Genomic DNA, 21,844 nt, shown 5'->3' with positions numbered 1-21,844 from the left:
TGCAATGAGCGGGATGCGGCATCCCGCTCCTGTCAGCCTGACGAAGCGGCAGACATCGCCGCTTCAAGATCGCTCCAGAGGGCCTCCGTTCCCTCCAGGCCGACATGGAGCCGTACGGACCGCGGTGAGATGCCGAAGGCGGCCGCGGAATTGGGCTGGGCTTTCTGTGACAGCACGACTTCGCCCGGCACGATCAGGCTTTCGTGTCCGCCCCAGGAAACGCCGAGCTTGAACAGGTCGAGGTGGTCGGCGAAGCGTCTGACATCGACGCCGTCGCGGAAGATGAAAGAGAAGAGACCCGATGTGCCGGACAGGCCCGGCGGCAAGGTGTTGCCAAGGCCGGGATGGCAGACGGTCTCGACCAGCGGATGGGCCTGCAGGCGCTGCGCTACCGTCAGCGCCGAACGCTCGTGCGCCTTCATGCGGATCGGCAGGGTGCGAAGACCGCGGATCAGGAGCCAGGCATCGAAGGGCGAGAGCTTGCCGCCGAGATAGGGGTAGGCTTCCGAACGGATGCGGCCAATCAGGTCCTTCGAGCCGGCGACGACGCCTGCGACCACGTCGCTGTGCCCGCCGAGATATTTCGAGGCCGAATGGATGACCAGATCGACGCCGAGCGAAATCGGCTGCTGGAAGATCGGGCTCGCCCAGCTGTTGTCGATGGCGGTGAGGATGCCCTGCTGTTTTGCGAGTTTTGCCAGTGCTGCCACGTCATGGGTGTCCATGACCCAGCTTGTCGGGCTTTCCATGTAGAAGAGCTTGGCGCCGGGCAGAACCCTGGCGACGGCCTCCTCATCGCGGCCGTCGACATAGGTCACCTCGACCTTCATGCGCTTCAGATGGGTGCCGAAGAGCCGGAAAGCGTCGGGATAGACATGGTTGACGGCGACGATGCGGTCGCCGGGCTCGACGAAGGACATCACGGTGGAGGAGATTGCCGCCATGCCGCTGGCAAAGCCGATCGCGTCCTCTGCCCCTTCCAGTTTCGCCAGCATCTCCTCGAACATGCGCACCGTCGGGTTGAGGCCGCGGGTGTAGATCGGCCGCACGCGTTCGCCCTTGTAGGTCGCGACCATGTCGTCATAGTCCTTGAAGGTGAACAGCGAGGTCTGGACGATCGGCGGCACGACGGCGTCAAAGGCATTGCCCTCGTCGTGCGCGACGATCAAAGAGGCGTGGTCGAACGGATCGAAGCCGTTGTTCATTTGGACATTTCCTTGATGTCTTCCTCGACGATTGCGAGGATTTTCAGCGTTTCTTCGCGCGCGGTATCGGGATCCTTTGCCGCGATCGCGTTGAAGAGGGTGCGGTGGAATGGGAAGGAACGGCGGGCGAAATCCGAACGGTCGAAGGGCTCTTCCCAGAAGCGTTCGAAGGCTTCCCGCATCTGTTCGAGCAACTGCCGGAACAAGGGATTGTGGGTGGCGTCGTATATCGCCAGGTGGAAGGCGAGGTCTTCCGGGCCTGAGGTGCCCTTGGCGATGTGCACCCGCTCCATCTCATTGAGCTTCACTTCGATGATCTCAAGGTCTGCGTCGGTGCGTCGGCGCGCTGCGACCATATTGGCTTCGACTTCAATGCCGCGGCGGACCTCGAGCGTCATCAAAAGCACGTCGCGAAGATGCCCGGCGTCGAGCGTCAGCGGCATATGCACGGTGCCGGCCGAGATGGCGCGCAGCAGATAGGTGCCGCTGCCCTTGCGCGCTTCGACGACGCCGAGCGCCTGGAAATGGCGGATGACTTCGCGCACGGTCGAGCGCCCGACGGCAAGCGCCATCATCAGTTCGCGCTCCGCCGGTAGGCGATCGCCGGCTTTCAGGCCAGATTGTTGGATGTAATCGGCGAGCGCGGCAATGACCTGTTGCGCCCGGTCGGCGGGCGGCAGTGGCAGAAGCGCTGCTCTTGCTTGTTCAGTCATTCAGCCTCCCCCTCGGCGCCAAATTGGTCTGACATCTGATCAATATGACCAAGGCACGGGAAGTCGTCAAGCAGGAACTTATAAACACGCGTCGGTTGACCCGGCACTCCGCACGGAGTGATATGGCGAAGCAAGGAGTTCGAAGATGAAGAAAACAGGACGTCTGCTCGTGGCCCTGGCGGCGATCGCAATCGCTGCCGGCACTGCTACGAGCGGTGCCGAGGCGCAGATGCGCACGGGCAAGGGCGAGTATTACCAGGGCATCAAGCGCGCGCCCTATGGCAGCTATCTCTGGATCTGGCCGCCAGAGTGGAGGCGGGAACCGGTCTATCAGCAACGGCCGCAGAACCAGCCTGCCAGCGGCAAATCCGACGGCCGCAAGAAGACTTACGCGCAATAGCCTACTGCATGTTTCCTTAAACCGTATTCGATTTAAGGATAAAAACATGCAGTAATTCAAAGTGCTACAGCGACCTTTGCGCGTCTAATAAGACGCGCGGCGCTGTAGCGGCCAGTGTGTGGCAGGGACAAAGAAAAGTGGCGCCCGAGGGCGCCCCAAAATTCCGTATCAGATTTGCGCGATATGGGCGTCGCGCGGCAGCGACGACAGCACTTCCGGCCCGTCCGCGCGCAGGATGACGATATCCTCGAGCCGGATGCCGAAGCGACCGGGCAGGTAGATGCCGGGTTCGATCGAGAAGACCATGCCTTCCTCCAGAACCGTTTCCGACGTTGCCGTGATGTAGGGTGGCTCGTGGCCGTCGATGCCCATGCCGTGACCTGTGCGGTGGACGAAATATTCGCCGTAGCCGGCGTCCGCGATCACCTTGCGTGCTGCATCGTCCACGGTCTTGGCGAGAACGCCTGGACGAGCCGCCTTGAGCGCTGCCTGAACGGCCCGCTCGACGATCGTGTGGATCTGGCCGTAACCTTCCGGTGCGCGGCCGACGATCGCCATGCGGGTGATGTCGCTCGGGAAGCCCTGCTTGCGGCCGCCGATGTCGATAACGACGGCGTCGCCTTCGGCAATGACCCGTTCGCTGGCGGAATGATGTGGGAAAGCGCCGTTGCCGCCGGCGCCGACAATCCAGAAGGCCGGTGCCGCACCTTCGGATAAGAAGTGCGAGCGGATTTCTGCGGCCAGTTCCTTCTCGGTCATGCCGGGGCGGATCTTGGCGAAGGCCGCCTGCATGGCGCGATCGGCGATGCCGGCATTCATCTTCAGCAGCTCGTATTCGCTCCTGTCCTTGCGCATGCGCAGGGCACCGAGCGTCTCAGGTGTAAAGTCGCGGGCAGTGTCCTCGGGCAGATTGTCGATGAGCAGCAGCGCGAAATCGGCGCGCATGGTCTCGTCGATCACCACGCGGCCGGGCTTTTCCGCGCCGATCCCGGCAAGCGCCAAAGTCAGAGCCTCAACTGGTCCTTCGGCATCGGACCAGTTGTAGAAATCGATATCCGTATGTTCGCGGGTGCCCTCGGCATTGAGCGCCGGCATCAGGAAGGCTTCCTTCTGCGGGCCGATCAGCAGCAGGCAGGGGCGTTCGTCGGGATGCGGATGATAGCCGATCAACCAATCCATGTGCGATCCGGGGGCGAGTGCCACCAGCCCGCTGCCGGTTTCGTTCATCTTGGTCCGCAGGGCGGCAAGGCGTGCTTTCGTCTGTTCTTTCATGGCGTTTCCAGTTCTGGTTCCGGCAGGGTTGTGGGTGAGGTGAGGGGCCGCGCGTCGCTCTCGTGTTCGGGCGTCGATCGACGCGCGGCGGTCGCTAGACGCAGGCGTCCAGACGAAAGGCTGGTGATCTGATGGGCGCAATTGCTGACGCGTTTGCGCATGCAGCAATTCAAAGCGCTACAGCGACCTTTACGCGTCTAATTAGACGCGCGGCGCTGTAGGGCGATCCTATCCGGCGCCCTTGCCGGGGCTTGCCGAGGCACTGCGACGGTCCTCGGCGCGTGTTACCGCGAATGCGCCTTCCGGCGTCTCCATTGCCTGCGCGTCGCCGAAGACATCCATCGTGCAGGTGTGCAGGATCACCGTCGGTTCGCTGGTGTGGTTCCAGGTGAGGTGGGTCAGACCCGACAGGAAATGTGCGGAATCGCCCGTTTCCAGCACCGTCTCTTCGCCATCAATCTCGATCGTCAGTGCGCCCTGGAGAACGAAGAACATCTCTTCGCCCTCGTGGGTCATGGCTTCGCTGCGGTGGCCGGGCGGTGTGTGCACCACGGTGCTGCGCAGAACGCTGCCGGGAAAGGAAGCCGACAGGCGTTCATAGGATATGTTGTTGTCGGGCGACCCAGCGAGCGCATAGGCGCGGCGCTGATCGTGGCGGGTAAATGGCGTTGCCACCCTCGGCGAATTGAGGAATGTCCCGACCTCGACCTTCAGCACCCGACAGACCGCGACCAGCGACGTCAGCGACGGCACGGTGATGCCGCGCTCGATCTGGGAGATGAAGCCCACAGAGAAATCGGCCCGATCGGCAACTTCCTTGAGCGTCAGCTTCAGGGCCTTGCGCCGCTCGCGCAGCCGATCGCCGAGCGAAGGAAGCTCCGATGCCGGATCACCCGGCCGAGACTGCGAATCCACTGTGAAATCCCCCTCATCCCACATCCTCCCCCAAGGGAAGATCTCCTGCGTGGGTACAGACATACACGCCCGGAAATCGCTAGGATTTCAGGGCTATGCACTTGTATTTCCTGAACTTTGCTGCGGCGATCGCGGCTTGTCAATGAAAATTTTAGCCACACTAAAATTTCAGTTGATGGCGTTGGTTTAATGTCAGGCTGCAAGCTTCAGCAGGCGCGCGACGGCCTGCTGGTCGAAGCCGCCGATACCCTCGCGAATATCGGCTGCAATGGCATCGGCAACGGCATCCTCGTCGCGTTGGCGCAAGGCGTCGATCGCCTCGCGATGGCGGTCGACGACATAGAGTTCGCTCACATGCTCCATGGCGATGCCGAGGATCGGACCCAGTTGCAGCCAGACGCTTTCGATCAGCGGCATGACGATCTGGTCCGGATTGGCGGTGTAGATCGTCCGGTGGAAGGCCTGGTTGGCGATCAGCGCCGCCACCTGGTCGCCGCGTTGGATTTCGTCCTCGATGCTGTCGTCGATCGCTGAGATTCGTTCGATCTGCCGCTCCGAAAGATGGGCGACGGCTCGGCGCGCGGCATGGCTCTCGAGCGCGATGCGAAGCGATATCAGCTCTTCGAAACGGGCGGGCGTGATGCGCGGCACGACGATGCGGCGGTTTTCAAGGAATTGCAGAGCGCCGATGGAAGTGAGCTGCCGCAGGGCCTCGCGCACCGGCGTCGGGCTGCTCTCCAGCGCTTCGGCAAGCCCCCTGATCGTGACCGAAGTGCCGGGGCGGAAGCTGCCGACCATGATCGCCTGGCGAAGCCTGGCAAAGGCATAGTCATGCGTGGTCATGCCCTCTGGCCGGTCGAGAAGAGGCAGCGATGGGGTCTTCAAATCAGCAGGCTCCTTCTGCCACGCGGGAATGATCGCGGGCTGATAACATCCGTCGAGGTTGACTCCAACTTCTAAATTATGTCAACTTTCTGCAAATGTGATCACAAAATGAGATTTGCGATATGTCCCTCGACGCGGAAGACCCGAGCGCCTTCAAGGCCTGGCTGGAGCAGAACGGCCCTATCGAAAGCATCCAGGCCGTGGTCTGCGACCTGAACGGTATCATGCGCGGCAAGCGTGTACCCGTGGAGCAGGCCTCCAAGGTGCTGGGGGGCGGCATCCGCATGCCGCTGTCGATCGTCGGCGTCGACGTCTGGGGCGAAGACATCATCAACAGCGAGCAGGTGTTTGCTAGCGGCGATAGGGACGGTATCTGCGCCGTTACCGGGCGCGGCGCGTTGCCGGTCAACTGGACCTCGCGGCCAAGTGCTCTGGTGCCGCTGTGGCTGCTGCTCGAGGACGGCAAGCCGTTCCTCGCCGATCCGCGCCAGGCGCTGGCGGCGATCGTACGCGAGTATCAGGAGTTGGGGTTGCGCCCCGTGGTCGCGACCGAAATGGAATTCTATCTGATCGACCCTGAGCCCGACAGCGCCGTGCCTCCGATTTCGCCCTATACCGGCAAGCGGCTCGATTCCGATGCGATCCTGTCGATCGACGAACTCGACGATTTCGGCGAGTTCTTCTCCGACGTCTACAAGGAATGTGCCCGCCAGAACGTGCCGGCGGATGCGGCGATCGCCGAGAATGGCATCGGCCAGTTCGAGATCAACCTGCTGCACACCGACGATCCCTTGAAGGCGGCTGATGACGCGATCTTCTTCAAGCGCATCGTCAAGGGCGTCGCCCGCAAGCACGGGCTGGCGGCGACCTTCATGGCCAAGCCCTATGGCACCCGCTCGGGCAACGGCATGCACATCCATTTCAGCCTGCTCGACGCTGATGGCAACAATGTCTTCAACGACGGCAGCGACGAAGGGTCGGCGGTCCTCAAGAATGCCGTCGCGGGCCTTTTGCGCGGCATGCCGGAAACGACGCTTATGTTTGCGCCGCATTTCAATTCCTACCGTCGACTGCGGCCGGATACGCACGCGCCGACGGCCGTGTGCTGGGGCTATGAAAACCGGACATCGGCGATCCGCATCCCCGGCGGCAATCCGGCAGCGCGCCGCATCGAGCACCGGGTGGCCGGCGCTGACGCTAACCCCTATCTCGTCATCGCCGCGATCCTCGGCGCGGCTCTCGTCGGTATCCGCAACAAATGGAAACCCTCGGCGCCGGTGACGGGCCGGGCCTATACGGCGGAGAAACTGCCCAAAATTCCCGCCGATTGGGGGCAGGCGGTCGATGCCTTCGAGGCAGGGCCGATTGCCGCCGAGATCTTCGATCCGACGCTGCGCTCGATGCTGATCGCCTGCAAGAGGCAGGAGATCGCCGGCTTTGCCGAGCAGGTGACGGACTATGAATTCAGCGCTTACCTGGAAATCGTGTGATGTCGAGAAACCAAAAATCCTATGCCGGCGACGGCAGCTATCCCACGAGCTACTACGCCTCCTCCCGCAACATCATCCGCACGCCGGTTTCGCTCAAAGGGCGCGTCGAGACGGATGTCTGTGTCGTCGGCGCCGGCTATTCCGGTCTGTCGACGGCAATCCATCTCGCCGAGAAAGGCTACAAGGTCGTCGTCGTCGAGGGCGCGCAGGTCGGCTGGGGCGCATCGGGGCGCAATGGCGGCCAGGTCGTCAACGGTCTCAACGCCAGCCTTGCGACCATCCAGCGCCGCTACGGCGAGGACGCAGCCCGCTTCGTCGGCGGGCTGGTGCAGGAGGGCGGCAAGATCATCCGCCGGCTCGTCAGCCAGTATCAGATCGACTGCAATCTGAAGCCGGGCAACATCTATGCGGCCTACACCCCGGCGCACATGAAGGAACTGGAAGCCAAGCAGGCGCTCTGGCGCAAGTACGGCATGGACGATCATCAGCTTCTCGACCGCGACGCGCTCAGCAAGCTGGTGAATTCCGACGCCTATTGCGGCGGCATGCTGGATACGACGGGCGGCCACATGCATCCGCTCAATCTGGTGCTCGGCGAAGCGCGCGCCTTGGAAAGCCTTGGCGGCACGATCTACGAACAGTCACCGGTCACGCGGGTCGACCATGAGGCGGCAAGGCCGACGGTCTATACCGCCGGTGGCGAAGTCACGGCGCGGATCGTTGTTCTCTGCGGCAATGCCTATCTCGGCGATGCGGTGCCGAAGCTCGTCTCGCGCGTGATGCCTGTTTCCACCCAGATGATCACCACCGCGCCGCTCGGCGAGGAGCTCGCCCATTCGCTGATCCCCAGCGACATGTGCGTCGAGGACGTGCGATACATCCTCGATTATTTCAGACTGTCGGCGGACAAGCGCATGATCTTCGGCGGCGGTACGGTCTATGGCGGCACCGACCCGGCGGACGTCGTGGCCAAGCTCAAGCCCAATCTGGAAAAGGTCTTCCCGAAGCTGAAAGGCGTGAAGATCGACTATGCCTGGAGCGGCAACTTCGCGCTCTCGTTTACCCGCGTGCCGCAGATGGGCCGCATCGGTGCCAATATCTATTTCGCTCACGGCTATAGCGGCCATGGCGTGACGGGATCGCATCTTTTCGGGCGCACGCTTGCCGAGGCGATCGACGGTGACGCAACGCGCTTCGACATGTTCGAGAAACTGCCCTGGTACCCGTTCCCGGGCGGGCGAATGTTCCGTGCGCAGTATTCGACGATCGGCTCCTGGTGGTATTCGTTCAAGGATGTCGTTGGCTGGTAGGGCGGGAACGCACCACTCGGGCCACCTTTCCGCACGGCAATGCGACCCGTCTGAAAAGCCGGAAAACCCGGCGGTGCCGTGTTCCTGCGGCGCCGGACGGCTCGCCGAATGCGGTTGTCGCCTGCCGCGTTCGGGCATAAAATCGACCGGGCAGGAAGACGGGCAGGAATGCCGCCAAGTGCCGTCGTTCTGGGGCGACTAAGGGGTGCGCTACGGCGCCTCGCCGTGGTTCGTGTGCCCTCCATTCGTACCCGGATCGAAGCGGCCGGGTGTTTCTCTTTGCGTGAGTTCACAATTGGCGACGGTAGCGCCATTTCACCGTCGATCCCGGGAACAAAAGGGTTCGCGAAACATTCCTGCCGAACGAGGGAGGTTGGAGATGTTCGTGCGCATTGGCTATGAGATCGGCATCCGCTGCCCCCAGCCGACACCGATGATGACTTATCTTTCCGTCGCCAGCGAAAAGCGCCCTGACATCCGGCGCGAACGTGGCCCCGTAACCTCGCCGATCGTCAAGATGGAGGAGATTGTCGACCCGCACCGCAATGCGTGCCTGCGCATGATCGCGCCGGAAGGGGACTTCAAGCTCAGCTATGATGCCGTCATCGAAGACGACGGCCGGCCTGACGTTTCCGATCCGCAGGCGCAGGCCGTGCCCGTCGAGAAGCTTCCACCGAACACGCTGCCCTATCTGGCCGCCAGCCGCTATTGCGAAACCGATCGGCTGGGCGCGCTTGCCTGGAGGCTTTTCGGGGAGGTGGCGCCCGGTTGGCCGCGGGTGCAGGCGATCTGCGACTATGTGCATGCGCGCCTGGTGTTCAGCTACGGCTACGCCCAGGCGATGCGCACGGCGCTCGAAGCCCACGAGGATCGCCTCGGCGTCAGCCGTGACTATGCGCACCTTGCCATCGCATTTTGCCGCTGCATGAACATGCCGGCGCGCTACGTCAACGGCTACATGGCCGACCTTGAAACCGAGAACAGAGTGGCGCCGATGGACTTCAATGCCTGGTTCGATGTCTTTCTCGGCGATCGCTGGTACACGTTCGACGCCAAGAACAATGCGCGCCGTGCGGGGCGCATTGCCGTTGCCCGGGGCCGCGACGCCGCTGACATTCCGCTGATCCAGACCTTTGGAAAACACCAGCTGACGGGGTTTACGGTTTGGACCTGCGTCGAAGCCGATGGCGGTCTCACCCGCTCTCATCGCGATGCCAATGTGTCGCTTTTGACGCCATGGTTCAGCGAAAGCTGGTCGCGACATGTGCAGGAACGCGACCGTGATCGCCACTGAAGGCGCCGCCTGGCGGACGATTTTTTACTTTTGGGGTGGAATCGAGAAATTAATATCTATAAACTCAATCGAGAATATCGGAGAACATGGCTATTAACGGCCAAGTTCCCGGCCTGAACGACGGAGAGACGCGATGAACGCTGCGAAGCCGACAATCCAGTCCCGATATGCGTCCTACGCTGCAGCCCCGCCGCGCCGCTCACCCATCACCCTGTTTCCGCACGCGATCGCCTTTGTCGCTGCCTTCTGCTTCGTTTCCGCCGTCGTCATCGGTGCCCTCTAAACGCGTTTCGGGACTGCTATCCGGCGCGCGACAGATGCTCGTGGACCGCCAGCCAGGTTCCGGCCCCATCCCGTTCAAACACGATCGTTTCTCTTTCCTGCGACGTCAGTGCTTCACCGCCGATCTCAAGTTCGGTTCGAACGCCATGCGTGAAGACGGCAACGTTGCCGATCATTTGCACATGCCGATCGCTGGACTGGCAGCCTCGGACGCGGAAGCTGTCGCGGGTCTCCCACAACGCCCATTCCGCCTCATATTCTGCCCGGCTGCGCAGGGGTCGATCGAGATTGTGGAAGATGAAGGTCGCATTCGGCGCGAAGGCTGAAAAGTAGGCGGCGGCATCATGGCGGGCAAAGGCTGCGACGAGCCGATCGGCGGCGGCAAGCACCGACTGTTCCAAGTCTTGCATCGATACGCTCTTTATTGTGAGAGTTGGCTTCATTGTCCGGGTTGGATCATGGCGCCGCGATCAGCGTTGCGAGCGGCCGGTTCTGTCTGCTGACACGCGCCTTGAGCTCATCGAGCGGCATCGCCTCGTGCTTCGCGAATTCGATGAACATTAGATTGAGATTGTTGAACAGCATCTCGCCGACGGCGCGAATGTCGGTTCCGGGGGCGACGAGGCCCTTCACCTGCAGCTTGTGGATGAGCGTCGACACCTGGTCGCAAAGCCGGCGGTCGAGCTCGGTATAGCGCTTGCTGAAGGGGCTCTCCGGCTGCTGGATCGAAATCGCCATCGCAGTGCGCCACATCTCCTTGCTGAGATAGACGAGCGAGTGATCGTAATATTGACCGATCAGGGCCTCCAGCGCGCCTTCGACGGAGGAGGGGGGATTGTCGACGATGGTGCGCCCGGCGGCGAGAACTTCCTCCACTTCCATCGACACCGTGGCGACCAGGATGTCGCCCTTGTTTTCATAGTAATTGTAGAAGGTGCCGACCGACACTTCGGCCCGTTCGGCGATGTCCTCGATGCGGGCGCTGTCGTAGCCGACCTCGCGAAACAACTGAGCGGCGGCGTCCAGGATACGTCTGTTCCGGTCGGCTTTCTGCCGTGCGCGCAACCCTGTCATGTGGATTTCCTTGAATTCTGAATGTCTTCAAATTTGAGATTGACTTAAAAAATGAATTCATTCAATCTTTTTTTGAAGACGCCGAAACGAGCGTCAAACAAGAGGGCAACAGCATGATGCAGTCAGTTCATGACGGCGCGCACCTGCGCCGATTTTTCTCCTCGGTCGCTGCAGGCGCGATCGTCGCCGCTTCGCTTGTCTCGGTTCCGGCACCGGCTTTCGCGACCGAAGAACTCAATGCGCTCGTCTGGTGCGACCACACGGATCCGGCCCTGGTCGAGCCGTTCGAAAAGGCCAACGACGTCAAGGTCAACCTGAAGGTCTATGAAGGCACCGGTGCCGCGCTCTCGATCCTCGACCAGTCCCGTCCGGGCGACTGGGACGTCCTCGTCATCGACGGCGTCGATGTTCACCGCGCCATCGATCTCGATCTGCTCGCCGAAATGCCGGCCGATGCCTTGCCGACATCAGACCTCTTCCCCGAAGTCCGGATGGAGGCCAACAACACCAAGGACGGCAAGACTTATGCCGTCACGGAAAAGTTCGGCTACAACACCATCTCCTACGACAAGTCCAAGGTCGATCCGAAGGACATGCAGGATCTCTCGGTGATCTGGTCGGACAAGTACAAGGGGCGCATCGCGCTCTACGACTACTACCTGCCGATGATCGGCCTCGTCGGTCTCGGGCTCGGCAAGAAGACCGCAGAGCTAACCGAGGCGGACATGCCGGCGATCAAGGAAAAGCTGGCGGCAATGCGTGCGGTTTCCAAGCAGGTCAGCGATGTCGTGTCCTCCCAGACGGCGCTGGCAACCGGCGAGGTCGATATCCTGGTCGGTGGCGGCGAGTGGATCACCGCGGTGCTGTCGGCCGACAAGCCCAATCTCGACTGGACGATCCCGGAGCAGGGGGCGGTGCGCTGGGCGCAGTCGATTGGCGTGATGAAGGATTCGACCAAGCAGGATCTGGCGCTGAAATTCGTGCAGTACATCGTCAGCCCCGAAGGCCAGGCACGGCTTGCGACATCCTCCTGCTACTGGGCGATGCCGGCAAACAGCAAGGCCGGCGAGCACCTGACAGACCAGCAGAAGGCGGCGCTGCGGTTCAACGAGCAGGCCGAATACCTGAAGAAGACGCAGCTCTATCCGATCCCGTCCACCGAACTGGATCAGCAGTTCCAGGATGCCTGGACGGAAATGCTGCAGCAGTAACGCCCCGAACGGCGTTCGCCAATCCTGCAGCCGATCGCCGCCCCACCGTCCGGTGGGACGGTGAACTGCGGCCACCATCCTTGTCTGGTGGGCGCTCAGATCTGGAGCTTTCATGACCGCGACAACTCTCGAAGATGCCGACCGCCGGAAAGCCTGGGGTTTTGCTGCGCCGGCACTTTTGTGGACGTTCGCCTTCTTCGTTGTGCCTTTCCTGTTCATGGCGGCGATGAGCCTCTGGAAGCGCGAGGGACGGGAGATCGTCCGCGTCTGGAATCTCGACAACTATCTGCGCTTCTTCTCCGAGAACGCGCTGTTGCAGGGCCTGGTCAATTCGCTCGAAATCACGGTTATCGTCACGATCCTTTCGGTGCTGCTTGCCTACCCGCTCGCCTGGATCATTGCCGAGCGCGTGCCGAAACGGTTTCAGCGCATGGCGCTGATCCTGGCGATCCTGCCGTTCTGGACCTCCTATGTCGTCCGCTCTTACTCATGGTTGCTCGTGCTGTCGAAAAACGGCGTCATCAATCAGATACTGACGGGCGTCGGGCTGATCTCCGAGCCGCTCGCGATCGCCAGCACGCGCACGGCGACGGTGATCGGTTTCGTCCACTTCTTCGTCATGCTTTTGACGCTGACAATCTATTCGAACCTGATCCAGCTCTCGCCGAACTATCGCCGCGCGGCCGCCGACCTTGGCGCCAACGCCTTCCAGACCTTCTGGCATGTGGTGCTGCCGTTGACTTTGCCCGGCATCATGACCGGCGCATTTCTCACCTTCGTGCTCTGCATTGGCGACTATGTCACGCCGCAGATCCTCGGCGGCAACAACGAGCTGGTGCTGCCGCAGATCATCATGCTGCAGCTCGGCCGGCGCGCCGATTTCCCGATGGCAGCGGCGCTGTCGATCATCCTCATGCTGGCCGTCACCGTCGCCTATGTGCTGTGTGCCCGTTGGCTGAAGATCGAGAGGGCCTGATGCTGCGCAGAATTTTCATTGGCGGTGTGTCCTGGGCCTATCTCGCTCTCGTCTACGCCTTCATCTTCCTTCCGGTCGCGGTGCTCGTGCTGTTTTCCTTCCAGGACGGGCGCCTGCCGGTGCCGCCGTTCAACGGCTTTTCCACCCAATGGTACGAGGCTGTTTTCGTCGACCGCAAGCTGATGGCAGCACTCGGCAATTCGATGCTGGTCGCCATCTCCTCGTCCTTGGTCTCCTGCGTGCTCGGCTTTCTCGCCGCCTATTCGCTGGCGCGCTACAGGCTGCCGGGCTCGGCCTTGCAAAGGGGCCTGCTGATCGCGCCGATGACGGTCAGCTATCTGATCATCGCGCTCGGACTGCTGGCGCTTCTCAATGCGCTGCACATGCCGCTCTCGTTGTTGACGGTCGGCATCGGTCACGTGGTGATCAACCTGCCGCTCTGCTTTGCGATCATCTATGCCGCGATGGGTGACCACCAGATCAACATCGAGCGGGCGGCGCGCGATCTTGGCGCCAATGATTTCAAGGTCATGGCGCTGGTGACCGCGCCGATGCTGATGCCTTCGATCCTGGCTGCCTTCTTCCTGTCGGTGACCTTCAGCTGGGACGAGTTCATCATCGCCTTCCTGCTGTCGCGTTTCGACGTGACCCTGCCCGTCGAGATCTGGAGCATGCTGCGCTCTGGCCTCAATCCCAAGACCAATGCGATCGGCTCGCTGGTCTTTCTCGCCTCGGTGGCGCTGCTGCTGATCCTCGAGTTTTCCCTGTTCGGAAGGACGAAGAAACAATGACCGCTCCCGTCTCGATCGAAAACGTCAGCAAGACGTTCGGCCACTTCACGGCGCTGGACAGGGTCTCGCTCGACATCCGGGCAGGGGAGTTCATCGTGCTGCTTGGGCCCTCGGGCTGCGGCAAGACCACGCTTCTTTCCATTCTCGGCGGGTTCCTGTCGCCAAGCTCCGGGCGCGTCGTCATCGGCGATCGCGACATGACCTTCGTCACGCCGGCCAAACGCCCGACCACGACGATGTTTCAGGACTATGCGCTCTTCCCGCATATGCGGCTCGTCGACAATGTCGGCTTCGGGCTCCGGATGCGCGGTCTCGGCAAGGCCGAGCGGGACGAAAAGGCGCTCGGCTTCCTCGACCTCGTCGGTCTCAAGGCGTCCGCCGGCAAACGGCCGCACGAGCTTTCCGGCGGCCAGCGTCAGCGCGTTGCACTTGCCCGCGCGCTTGCCGTCGATCCCGAAGTGCTGCTGCTTGACGAACCCTTGGGCGCTCTGGACCTGAAGCTTCGCCGCCAGATGCAGGATGAGCTGAAGGCGATCCAGAAGCGGGTCGGCACCACCTTCGTGCATGTGACCCACGACCAGGAAGAGGCGATGGCGATCGCCGACCGGATCGTCGTCATGAACCAGGGGCGAATCGAGGATTTCGGTCCGCCATCGCAGATCTATATGCGGCCACGATCGCTGTTTTCGGCGGGCTTCATGGGCGAGGTCAATTTTGTTCCCGGCCGGATCAAGGCCGCCGACGCTTCGTCGGCCGAGGTTGAAACCTCGCTCGGCAACTTGGCGCTTCCCGCCGCCAATTTTACTGCGAGAGCGCCCAGGGCCGGCGACGCGATCACGCTCACCATTCGGCCGGAGCATTTTCGCGGGAACGACAAATCGGACGGTCCGATGTTCGCGCTCGGCGATGCGCGGGTCGCCGGCAGCGCCTTCTTCGGTACGCACTACCGTTGCCACCTCAAGCCTTGCGCAACCGACGGCGATGCGTTGGTGGCGCATCTGCCGCAATCCTCCGACGTGCGCGACGGCGAGATCGTCCCCCTTGCGGTGCGGGCTGCCGACGTCGTAGCCTTGCCGGCGGCAAGCGGAACCCTGTAGCAAGATGCGGCGAATTGCTCCGAAAGACTGGTATGCGGCGAAGCGTCTCGACGACGATGTCACCTACATCTGCGAACCCTTTATCCAGGAGTTCTACCGCTGCAACATGTGGCACGTGCGCGGGCGCGACCGTGACATGCTTGTTGATAGCGGCATGGGCGTGGTGTCGTTGCGCGCGTGGGTGCCGCTGGTCACCGAGCGCAAACTGACCGCCGTTGCCAGCCATACGCATTTCGACCATATCGGCTGCCATCACGAATTCGATTGCCGCGCCGTGCATGCGGCCGAAGCTGAGCTGCTGGCGCATCCGACGCGCATCAACACGCTTGCCGACCCCTATGTCGCCGACGAGATTTTCGACGCGCTGCCGCCCGAGCCCTATGCCTCGACCACCTACGCGGTGAAGGCTGCGCCTGCGACGATTGTTCTTGCCGATGGCGATCATATCGATCTTGGCGATCGCGTCTTCGAGGTGATCCACACGCCCGGGCATTCGCCCGGTGGCATCGCACTCTGGGAGGAGAAGAGCGGCGTGCTCTTTTCCGGCGACATCCTCTACGACGGGCCGCTGATCGAAGATACCTACCACGCCAATGCCGACGACTATCTGGCGTCGATGGAACGGTTGCTGCGCATTCCGGCGCGTATCGTCCACGGCGGACATTTTCCGAGCTTTTCAGGCGAGCGCTACCGCGCGCTCATCAAGGACTGGCTCGCGGAGAAAGAAAACACAATCTGACGGGAAGGAGGAGCGTATGCTCGACAAAAGGAAGTTTTATATCGACGGCCAATGGGTCGATCCGATCACGCCTAACGATCTGGAGGTGCTGAACCCGGCGACCGAGAAGCCGATCGCGGTGATTTCGATGGGTTCGGCCGCCGATATCGATCGCGCCGTTGCCGCTGCGAAGAAGGCCTTCGCCACCTATAGCCGTACAAGCGTCGACGAGCGGCTGGCGCTGCTCGAAAAGCTGTTGTCGATCTACAAGCGCCGCTATGACGAGATGGTGGCCACCATCACCATGGAGCTCGGCGCTCCGACGACAATGACGCGCGAGCAGCAGGCGGATGTCGGCGTCGGCCATCTGCAGGGGTTCATCGATGCGCTGAAGCGGCTGAAGACGCGCGATACGCTGGCGAACGGCGACGTGATCTTGCGCGAGCCGATCGGCATCTGCGGCCTGATCACGCCCTGGAACTGGCCGATCAACCAGATCGCGCTCAAGGTCGTTCCCGCACTTGCGACCGGCTCGACCTGCGTGCTGAAGCCGAGCGAATTCACGCCGCTCAACGCCATGCTCTATGCCGAAATGATCGATGAGGCCGGTTTTCCAGCGGGCGTCTTCAACCTCGTCAATGGCGATGGCATCAATGCCGGTGCCGCACTGTCGAAGCATCGGGACATCGACATGATGTCGTTTACCGGTTCGACCCGCGCCGGCATCGCCGTCAGCAAGGATGCGGCCGAAACGGTCAAGCGCGTGACGCTCGAACTCGGCGGCAAGTCACCGAACATCGTCTTTGCCGATGCCGATCTCGAAGACCGAGTGAGCGGAAGCGTGCTCGAATGCTTCAACAATTCCGGCCAGTCCTGCGATGCGCCGACGCGCATGCTGGTCGAGCGTAGCGTCTACGACAAGGTCGTCGAGATCGCCGGCCGCGTCGGTCGTGGAGCCGAGGTCGGCGATCCGACCAAGGAAGGCGGCCACATCGGCCCGTTGGTGAGCGACGTCCAGTTCGGCCGCGTGCAGGCGCTGATCGAAGCGGGTATCGCCGAGGGCGCGCGTCTTGTCGTCGGCGGTGCCGGCAAGCCCGAGGGCTTCGAGACCGGCTACTTCGTCAAGCCGACCATCTTTGCCGACGTCAACAACACCATGCGCATTGCTCGCGAGGAGGTGTTCGGGCCGGTGCTGGCGATCATCCCCTTCGATACCGAGGAGGAAGCGATCGCGATCGCCAACGACACCAATTACGGGCTGGCCGCCTATGTGCAGACCGGCGATCCCAAGCGGGCGGAGCGGGTGGCGTCACGCCTGCGCGCCGGCATGGTCCACATCAACGGCGGCCCCCATCGTTATGGCAGCCCCTTCGGCGGCTACAAGCAGTCCGGCAATGGACGCGAAGGCGGCATGTTCGGGCTCGAGGATTTCCTTGAGGTCAAGACCGTGCATATTCCGGACGCGGCCTGACGACACCAAGCATTGCGCCGACGAGGCGCGATAGAACCATTGGACGGTCGCCGTGTTTGCGCATGGCGGCCGTCTTTGTTGCTGCGGGCGATTTATTGCGACTGTTGCCGATGCCGCACTTCTGCTAGCTGCCTTCTCAGGGGCGCCATGATCGCCCGCCAGCAGAGAGCCGGACATTGACGTGACCTCAGCACCCGCCGCCGCCTCTTCTCATAATCGCCTTGCCATGGCTGCCCTGCTGATCGGCGGGGCTGCGATCGGCGGCTCGCCGATCTTCGTGCGCCTGTCCGAGGTCGGACCGATGGCGACGGCCTTCTGGCGCGTGGCGCTGGCGCTGATCCCGCTTCTCGCCTGGTCCTGGTTTCGTGGGGCGCCGGCGTCCGACCGGCGGCCCGAGCGGCTGTCGGAGTATGCGCTGCTGGTGCTGCCGGGTGTCTTCCTCGCAATCGACCTTGCCGCCTGGCACTATGCGCTGACCAAGACGTCGGTCGCCAATGCCACCCTGCTGGCCAACCTTGCCCCCGTTTTCGTGACGCTTGCGAGCTGGCTGCTTTTTCGCGCCCGCATCAGCACCGTGTTTGCCATCGGACTTGCGACGGCGGTCGCCGGCGTGATCATCCTCAAGGGCGGCCCGATGGCGCTTGCCGACGGCAATCTGCTGGGCGACGGCGTCGCCGTCATCGCTGCGATGTTCTATGCCGGTTACATCCTGGCAATCGGGCGGCTGCGCAGCCTGTTCAGCACCATCCGGATCATGGTTTGGAGCACGGCATCCGCCGCCATCTGCATGCTGCCGATCGTGCTTCTGTCCGAGCCCACGCTATTGCCGCCGACGCTCTTCGGCTGGTCGATGCTGTTCGGCCTCGCCTTCGTCAGCCATGCGGGCGGGCAGGTGGCGATCACCTATGCGCTCGCCTATCTGCCGCCGGCGTTTTCGTCGCTGACGCTTTTGCTGCAGCCGGTGGTCGCGGCGATCCTCGCCTGGATACTGCTCTCCGAGCCGGTCGGGCTGATGCAGGCAATCGGCGGGGCGATCGTGCTTGTCGGCATCCTGATCGCCCGCCGCGGTTAGAGCATTTCCAGGAAAGGTGCGAACGCGGTCTTCCGTCAGGAAATGTGTAAAAACATGGAGCAAGAGCGTTTCCGCGGCTGCGTCGAAACCGGATACGCTCTTGCCCTGTTACAGGCCGGGAAGGTTGAAGCCGGCGAGCCGCTCTTCCAGTTGGCGGATCGTGCCCGCGTCGGCATTGGCAAAGGCAAAGCGCAGGTAGTTTTCCTGGCCTTCGCCGAAGTAGTCGCCCGGCAGGCAGATGACACCGGCGAGTTTCGCCAGCTTCTCGGCCACGAACTGCGAATCGATGTCCGCGAAGGGATGCCGGATATAGGCGAAGTAGGCGCCGATCGCCTGCAGCTTCCATTGCGGCAGCCGGCCCATGACATCGCGCAGCGCGTCTGTACGCGCAGCGATCTCGGCGCGATTGCCGAGACGCCAATCGGCAAGTGCTGGAATAGCCTTGGCGACCGCGGCCTGCGCCGAACGGGGCGCGCAGATCTGCAGGTTGTCCATGATCTTGGTGACCTGCTCGACCAGCGCCGGCCCGGCGGTGATTGCGCCGAGGCGATGGCCCGGAATGCAGAAGGATTTGGAGAAGCTGTAGAGGCCGATGAAGCTGTCCTGCCATCCCTCCGTCTGCAGCAGGCCGTGCGGTGCAGCGCCGGCATCGGGCAGGAAGTCGCGATAGGTTTCGTCGAGGATCAGCCAGGTGCCGTTGGCGCGGCAAACTTCGTAGATGCGCGACAGAAGCTCGGGCGGATAGATCGCGCCGGTCGGATTGTTCGGCGATACCAGCGCGAGCGCCCGGATACCCGGCCGCAGCGCAGCAGTGATTGCGTCGATCTCCGGCAGGAAGCCGGCGCCGGCGTCGCAGGGCACCAGCTCGACATTGATGCCGAGCATGGCGAGCGTCGTTTCCTGGTTGAAGTAATAGGGGTTGGTCATCAGGATCGTATCACCGGCTGAGGCGATCGCCATCGCGGTGCAGATGAATGCCTGGTTGCAACCAGAGGTGATGTGGATGTTGTCGGCCGTGATCGCGGCGCGATAAAGGCCTGCCACATGCGCGGCATAGGCCTCGCGCAGCGCCGCTTCACCCTCGATCGCGCCATAGCCGGTATAGGCAGTCGACGCCGCGGCTTCGCCCAGCCATGCCAGCATGTCCGGGTGCGCCGGATAGCCGGGCACCGCCTGCGAGAGGTCGATCAGCGGCCCGCGGGAGCCATCATAGCTTTTCGCCCAGGCGAGCACCGACGGCACGGGCGGCGACGAGAGCTTTTCGACGAGCGGATTGAAATGCGGCATGGCAGGTGTTCCTATGGCTCAGGCTTTGTTCTTGCGTTTCTGTGGGCGTTCCGTGCGCCGGCCGCGGGCCGGCGCTGAAACCGGCTGAAAACCGTCCTTCACCGATTTACGGTCTGTCGGCTCGGATTTCGAGGCTCGGCTGCGAATAATCGTGCGCGCGGAGGTCTGCAGTTCCGGCATCGGGTCGTTTTCCAGCGCCGAGAACATCCAGTCGATGAAGATACGCACGATCGGGGCGGCCAGCACTTCATTGCGGCAGGCGACGTAAAAGGCGTCGTTGGCCGGAACCGTCAGGTCGAAGGGAGCGATCAACTCGCCGCGCGCGATCAGGCTGCCGGCGGTGATGGTGTCGCCAAGCGCGACACCCTGATTGTGCAGCGCCGCTTCGGTCGAAAGCCGCGCATCGCTCATGAAATGTTGGCGACCGCGCTGCAGGTCGCTGGCATCGGCCGCTGCCAGCCACGTGTTCCATTCGCGCCCGTCGTCGCCATGCAGCATCACATGGTCGCGCAGGTCGCGCACGGAGCGCAACGGCCGCATATTCAGCAATGTCGGGCTGACGACCGGGAACAGTTCCAGCCGGCTCCAGAGCTTCGACCAGCAGCCCGGCCAGTTGCCGTCGCCATAGATCAGGCAGACGTCGACATCGGACGCATCGAGATAGGCGGCATCATTGGAGGCGATCAGCGTCAGCCGCACATCGGGAAACTGCTCGGTGAAGAGGTGCAGGCGCGGGATCAGCCAGAAGGAGAGCAGGGCGGGGACGCAGGTGATGCGCAACTCGCCGCTGGTGGTCGGGCGCGTCATGGCGGCTGTTGCGGCGGCGATTTCGGCAAAGGCGTGGGTAACCGCCGGAAGTAGCAGCGCGCCCTGCGGCGTCAGCTTCAGCCGCTTTCCGCCGCGCACGAATAGCGTGGCGTTGATCGAGAGTTCGAGCGCGCGGATCTGGTGGCTGATGGCGCCGTGCGTCACGTTCAGTTCGCGCGCGGCAGCCGACACGGAGCCACGGCGCGCCGTCGCCTCGAAGGCGCGCAAGGGGTTCAGGGGCGGCAGGCGGCTGGACAAAAAGCTTGGTTCCGGCGGGCTGTTGTCATGTGAATTTTTCTCACACGAAACGCTATAACAATGTCAATTGATTTTCCAGAGGATTTGTCACCTAATGGAACTCAACAGGGCAAAAAGCCTGGGGAACTTGATTGAGCCGGAGAGAACCGGCCCCATCCGCAGATGCTGATCTGTGGCGCCTTTGTGCGCATTCCCCGGCTGACATGACGGAGGTTTGAGCGGATGGCCTGGGACGAAAAGAAGCTTGGCGAACTCAAGGCGAAATACGGTGAAAGCCATGGCGGCGAGCTGTTCGACCCGACCTTCCGCCGCGTCGCCGACAAGATCTTCACCAAGAGCGGCACGCGCCTTGCGCCCTATTCCGGCATCCCGACCTTCCTGACGGCGCCGCACATGGCTGTTGATGCGGACGAGCCCGATTTCGGCAATCTGCAGGTCGCGATCGTCGGCATCCCCATGGATCTTGGCGTCACCAACCGTCCTGGTTCGCGCTTCGGACCGCGGGCGCTGCGTTCGATCGAGCGCATCGGCCCTTACAACCATGTGCTCGGTTGCGCGCCGGTTCACGAACTGCGTGTCGCCGACATCGGCGACGTGCCGTTCCAGAGCCGCTACCGGCTGGAGCTTAGCCACGACGATATCGAAAAGCGCATCAACCAGATCGTCGATGCCGGCGTCATTCCGCTGTCTGTTGGCGGCGACCATTCGATCACCCATCCGATCCTGAAAGCCGTCGGCAAGAAGAAGCCGGTCGGCATGATCCACATCGATGCCCATTGCGACACCGGCGGCGCCTACGACCTCACCAAGTTCCACCATGGCGGCCCGTTCCGCAACGCGGTGCTCGACGGTGTGCTCGATCCGACCCGTGTCGTGCAGATCGGCATCCGCGGCTCGGCCGAATATCTCTGGGAGTTCTCCTACGAGTCCGGCATGACCGTCATCCATGCGGAGGAAGTCACCGGTCTCGGCATTCCCGCGATCATCGAGAAGGCCAAGAAGATCGTTGGCGACGGCCCGACCTATCTCTCCTTCGACATCGACAGCGTTGATCCGAGCTTTGCACCGGGCACCGGCACGCCTGAAATCGGTGGTCTCACCACCCGCGAAGTGCTGGAACTGATCCGCGGCCTCAAGGGCATCAACCTTGTCGGCGGCGACGTCGTCGAGGTCGCGCCGCAATATGACGCGACGACCAACACGGCGCATGCCGGCGCCCAGGTTCTGTTCGAGATCCTCAGCCTCATGGTGTTCAGCCCGGCCGTTACCGGCAAGTCCGCCTGACGCCTGAAAGAAAGATTGTCGGCTGCCGGACT

General features: G+C 62.6%; 22 protein-coding genes. 13 read left to right on the top strand and 9 right to left on the bottom strand.

The window, feature by feature from the left end; all coding sequences use genetic code 11:
- Positions 1–32 precede the first annotated feature (32 nt).
- Positions 33–1,205 (bottom strand): PLP-dependent transferase, encoded by a 1,173-nt coding sequence (locus tag C6558_RS30530; RefSeq protein WP_107028054.1) that lies wholly within the window; start codon positions 1,203–1,205, stop codon positions 33–35.
- Positions 1,202–1,918 (bottom strand): FadR/GntR family transcriptional regulator, encoded by a 717-nt coding sequence (locus tag C6558_RS30525; protein ID WP_025428189.1) that lies wholly within the window; start codon positions 1,916–1,918, stop codon positions 1,202–1,204. The genes C6558_RS30530 and C6558_RS30525 overlap by 4 nt, the downstream gene beginning before the upstream one ends.
- A 145-nt stretch (positions 1,919–2,063) precedes the next feature.
- On the opposite strand from C6558_RS30525, the gene C6558_RS30520 reads away from it, so the two are divergent.
- Positions 2,064–2,318: a hypothetical protein gene (locus tag C6558_RS30520; RefSeq protein WP_025428188.1), complete on the top strand. Its 255-nt coding sequence runs from the start codon at positions 2,064–2,066 to the stop codon at positions 2,316–2,318.
- Between the two features lie 168 nt (positions 2,319–2,486).
- On the opposite strand, the gene C6558_RS30515 is transcribed toward C6558_RS30520, so the two are convergent.
- The 3 genes from C6558_RS30515 to C6558_RS30505 all read right to left on the bottom strand — a co-directional run bounded on the left by C6558_RS30515 (position 2,487) and on the right by C6558_RS30505 (position 5,390).
- Positions 2,487–3,590, bottom strand: coding sequence for a Xaa-Pro peptidase family protein (locus C6558_RS30515; protein WP_038576383.1), 1,104 nt, complete (start codon positions 3,588–3,590; stop codon positions 2,487–2,489).
- 228 nt (positions 3,591–3,818) lie between these two features.
- Positions 3,819–4,505 carry a helix-turn-helix domain-containing protein gene (locus tag C6558_RS30510; protein ID WP_198956869.1) on the bottom strand — a complete coding sequence of 229 codons (687 nt, stop codon included), beginning with the start codon at positions 4,503–4,505 and terminating at the stop codon, positions 3,819–3,821.
- Positions 4,506–4,697: 192 nt separating this feature from the next.
- Positions 4,698–5,390, bottom strand: coding sequence for a GntR family transcriptional regulator (locus C6558_RS30505; RefSeq protein ID WP_057216157.1), 693 nt, complete (start codon positions 5,388–5,390; stop codon positions 4,698–4,700).
- Between the two features lie 122 nt (positions 5,391–5,512).
- On the opposite strand from C6558_RS30505, the gene C6558_RS30500 reads away from it, so the two are divergent.
- From C6558_RS30500 to C6558_RS40405, 4 genes are all read left to right on the top strand, one after another.
- Positions 5,513–6,880 carry a glutamine synthetase family protein gene (locus C6558_RS30500; RefSeq protein ID WP_025428184.1) on the top strand — a complete coding sequence of 456 codons (1,368 nt, stop codon included), beginning with the start codon at positions 5,513–5,515 and terminating at the stop codon, positions 6,878–6,880.
- Positions 6,877–8,190 carry an FAD-binding oxidoreductase gene (locus C6558_RS30495; RefSeq protein WP_025428183.1) on the top strand — a complete coding sequence of 438 codons (1,314 nt, stop codon included), beginning with the start codon at positions 6,877–6,879 and terminating at the stop codon, positions 8,188–8,190. The genes C6558_RS30500 and C6558_RS30495 overlap by 4 nt, the downstream gene beginning before the upstream one ends.
- 379 nt (positions 8,191–8,569) lie before the next feature.
- Positions 8,570–9,484 carry a transglutaminase family protein gene (locus C6558_RS30490; RefSeq protein ID WP_057216155.1) on the top strand — a complete coding sequence of 305 codons (915 nt, stop codon included), beginning with the start codon at positions 8,570–8,572 and terminating at the stop codon, positions 9,482–9,484.
- A gap of 133 nt (positions 9,485–9,617) precedes the next feature.
- On the top strand, positions 9,618–9,767 hold the full coding sequence (locus C6558_RS40405) for a hypothetical protein (protein WP_025428181.1): 150 nt from the start codon (positions 9,618–9,620) through the stop codon (positions 9,765–9,767).
- Positions 9,768–9,783: 16 nt separating this feature from the next.
- Here C6558_RS40405 and C6558_RS30485 read toward each other — a convergent pair whose 3' ends face one another.
- Positions 9,784–10,176 (bottom strand): nuclear transport factor 2 family protein, encoded by a 393-nt coding sequence (locus C6558_RS30485; RefSeq protein WP_025428180.1) that lies wholly within the window; start codon positions 10,174–10,176, stop codon positions 9,784–9,786.
- 46 nt (positions 10,177–10,222) lie between these two features.
- Positions 10,223–10,840 carry a TetR/AcrR family transcriptional regulator gene (locus C6558_RS30480; RefSeq protein ID WP_025428179.1) on the bottom strand — a complete coding sequence of 206 codons (618 nt, stop codon included), beginning with the start codon at positions 10,838–10,840 and terminating at the stop codon, positions 10,223–10,225.
- A 116-nt stretch (positions 10,841–10,956) separates the two neighbouring features.
- Between C6558_RS30480 and C6558_RS30475 the strand changes: the two genes are divergently transcribed.
- The 7 genes from C6558_RS30475 to C6558_RS30445 all read left to right on the top strand — a co-directional run bounded on the left by C6558_RS30475 (position 10,957) and on the right by C6558_RS30445 (position 18,176).
- The gene (locus C6558_RS30475) at positions 10,957–12,051 is read left to right on the top strand and encodes a PotD/PotF family extracellular solute-binding protein (RefSeq protein WP_025428178.1); all 1,095 of its coding nucleotides are present in this window, start codon (positions 10,957–10,959) and stop codon (positions 12,049–12,051) included.
- Positions 12,052–12,163: 112 nt separating this feature from the next.
- Positions 12,164–13,027 carry an ABC transporter permease gene (locus C6558_RS30470; protein ID WP_057216150.1) on the top strand — a complete coding sequence of 288 codons (864 nt, stop codon included), beginning with the start codon at positions 12,164–12,166 and terminating at the stop codon, positions 13,025–13,027.
- Positions 13,027–13,818 carry an ABC transporter permease gene (locus C6558_RS30465; RefSeq protein ID WP_025428176.1) on the top strand — a complete coding sequence of 264 codons (792 nt, stop codon included), beginning with the start codon at positions 13,027–13,029 and terminating at the stop codon, positions 13,816–13,818. Before C6558_RS30470 ends, C6558_RS30465 begins: the two co-directional genes overlap by 1 nt.
- Positions 13,815–14,915 (top strand): ABC transporter ATP-binding protein, encoded by a 1,101-nt coding sequence (locus tag C6558_RS30460; RefSeq protein ID WP_025428175.1) that lies wholly within the window; start codon positions 13,815–13,817, stop codon positions 14,913–14,915. The genes C6558_RS30465 and C6558_RS30460 overlap by 4 nt, the downstream gene beginning before the upstream one ends.
- 4 nt (positions 14,916–14,919) lie before the next feature.
- Positions 14,920–15,654 carry an MBL fold metallo-hydrolase gene (locus tag C6558_RS30455; protein WP_025428174.1) on the top strand — a complete coding sequence of 245 codons (735 nt, stop codon included), beginning with the start codon at positions 14,920–14,922 and terminating at the stop codon, positions 15,652–15,654.
- A gap of 16 nt (positions 15,655–15,670) precedes the next feature.
- On the top strand, positions 15,671–17,104 hold the full coding sequence (locus C6558_RS30450) for an aldehyde dehydrogenase family protein (protein WP_025428173.1): 1,434 nt from the start codon (positions 15,671–15,673) through the stop codon (positions 17,102–17,104).
- Positions 17,105–17,330: 226 nt separating this feature from the next.
- Positions 17,331–18,176 carry a DMT family transporter gene (locus C6558_RS30445; RefSeq protein ID WP_025428172.1) on the top strand — a complete coding sequence of 282 codons (846 nt, stop codon included), beginning with the start codon at positions 17,331–17,333 and terminating at the stop codon, positions 18,174–18,176.
- Positions 18,177–18,284: 108 nt separating this feature from the next.
- On the opposite strand, the gene C6558_RS30440 is transcribed toward C6558_RS30445, so the two are convergent.
- Together C6558_RS30440 and C6558_RS30435 are read right to left on the bottom strand one after the other, a co-directional pair.
- A complete protein-coding gene (locus tag C6558_RS30440; RefSeq protein WP_025428171.1) occupies positions 18,285–19,463 on the bottom strand; it encodes an aminotransferase in 1,179 nt (392 codons plus the stop codon).
- A gap of 18 nt (positions 19,464–19,481) precedes the next feature.
- Positions 19,482–20,528, bottom strand: coding sequence for a LysR substrate-binding domain-containing protein (locus tag C6558_RS30435; protein WP_025428170.1), 1,047 nt, complete (start codon positions 20,526–20,528; stop codon positions 19,482–19,484).
- A 222-nt stretch (positions 20,529–20,750) separates the two neighbouring features.
- Between C6558_RS30435 and speB the strand changes: the two genes are divergently transcribed.
- Positions 20,751–21,812, top strand: coding sequence for an agmatinase (gene speB, locus C6558_RS30430; RefSeq protein WP_025428169.1), 1,062 nt, complete (start codon positions 20,751–20,753; stop codon positions 21,810–21,812).
- The last annotated feature ends 32 nt before the right edge of the window (positions 21,813–21,844 follow it).

This window comes from Ensifer sp. NM-2, assembly GCF_003024455.1.
Taxonomy (GTDB): domain Bacteria; phylum Pseudomonadota; class Alphaproteobacteria; order Rhizobiales; family Rhizobiaceae; genus Ensifer; species Ensifer canadensis.
The sequence above is the reverse complement of the archived record's forward strand: the minus strand, read 5'-3'. Positions and strand labels throughout refer to the sequence as shown.

Coding starts and splice junctions, on each gene's coding strand:
- C6558_RS30530 (WP_107028054.1), bottom strand. CDS start 1,205: ATGAACAACGGCTTCGATCCGTTCGACCACGCCTCTTTGATCGTCGCG.
- C6558_RS30525 (WP_025428189.1), bottom strand. CDS start 1,918: ATGACTGAACAAGCAAGAGCAGCGCTTCTGCCACTGCCGCCCGCCGAC.
- C6558_RS30520 (WP_025428188.1), top strand. CDS start 2,064: ATGAAGAAAACAGGACGTCTGCTCGTGGCCCTGGCGGCGATCGCAATC.
- C6558_RS30515 (WP_038576383.1), bottom strand. CDS start 3,590: ATGAAAGAACAGACGAAAGCACGCCTTGCCGCCCTGCGGACCAAGATG.
- C6558_RS30500 (WP_025428184.1), top strand. CDS start 5,513: ATGTCCCTCGACGCGGAAGACCCGAGCGCCTTCAAGGCCTGGCTGGAG.
- C6558_RS30490 (WP_057216155.1), top strand. CDS start 8,570: ATGTTCGTGCGCATTGGCTATGAGATCGGCATCCGCTGCCCCCAGCCG.
- C6558_RS40405 (WP_025428181.1), top strand. CDS start 9,618: ATGAACGCTGCGAAGCCGACAATCCAGTCCCGATATGCGTCCTACGCT.
- C6558_RS30485 (WP_025428180.1), bottom strand. CDS start 10,176: ATGCAAGACTTGGAACAGTCGGTGCTTGCCGCCGCCGATCGGCTCGTC.
- C6558_RS30480 (WP_025428179.1), bottom strand. CDS start 10,840: ATGACAGGGTTGCGCGCACGGCAGAAAGCCGACCGGAACAGACGTATC.
- C6558_RS30475 (WP_025428178.1), top strand. CDS start 10,957: ATGCAGTCAGTTCATGACGGCGCGCACCTGCGCCGATTTTTCTCCTCG.
- C6558_RS30470 (WP_057216150.1), top strand. CDS start 12,164: ATGACCGCGACAACTCTCGAAGATGCCGACCGCCGGAAAGCCTGGGGT.
- C6558_RS30465 (WP_025428176.1), top strand. CDS start 13,027: ATGCTGCGCAGAATTTTCATTGGCGGTGTGTCCTGGGCCTATCTCGCT.
- C6558_RS30460 (WP_025428175.1), top strand. CDS start 13,815: ATGACCGCTCCCGTCTCGATCGAAAACGTCAGCAAGACGTTCGGCCAC.
- C6558_RS30455 (WP_025428174.1), top strand. CDS start 14,920: ATGCGGCGAATTGCTCCGAAAGACTGGTATGCGGCGAAGCGTCTCGAC.
- C6558_RS30450 (WP_025428173.1), top strand. CDS start 15,671: ATGCTCGACAAAAGGAAGTTTTATATCGACGGCCAATGGGTCGATCCG.
- C6558_RS30445 (WP_025428172.1), top strand. CDS start 17,331: ATGGCTGCCCTGCTGATCGGCGGGGCTGCGATCGGCGGCTCGCCGATC.
- C6558_RS30440 (WP_025428171.1), bottom strand. CDS start 19,463: ATGCCGCATTTCAATCCGCTCGTCGAAAAGCTCTCGTCGCCGCCCGTG.
- speB (WP_025428169.1), top strand. CDS start 20,751: ATGGCCTGGGACGAAAAGAAGCTTGGCGAACTCAAGGCGAAATACGGT.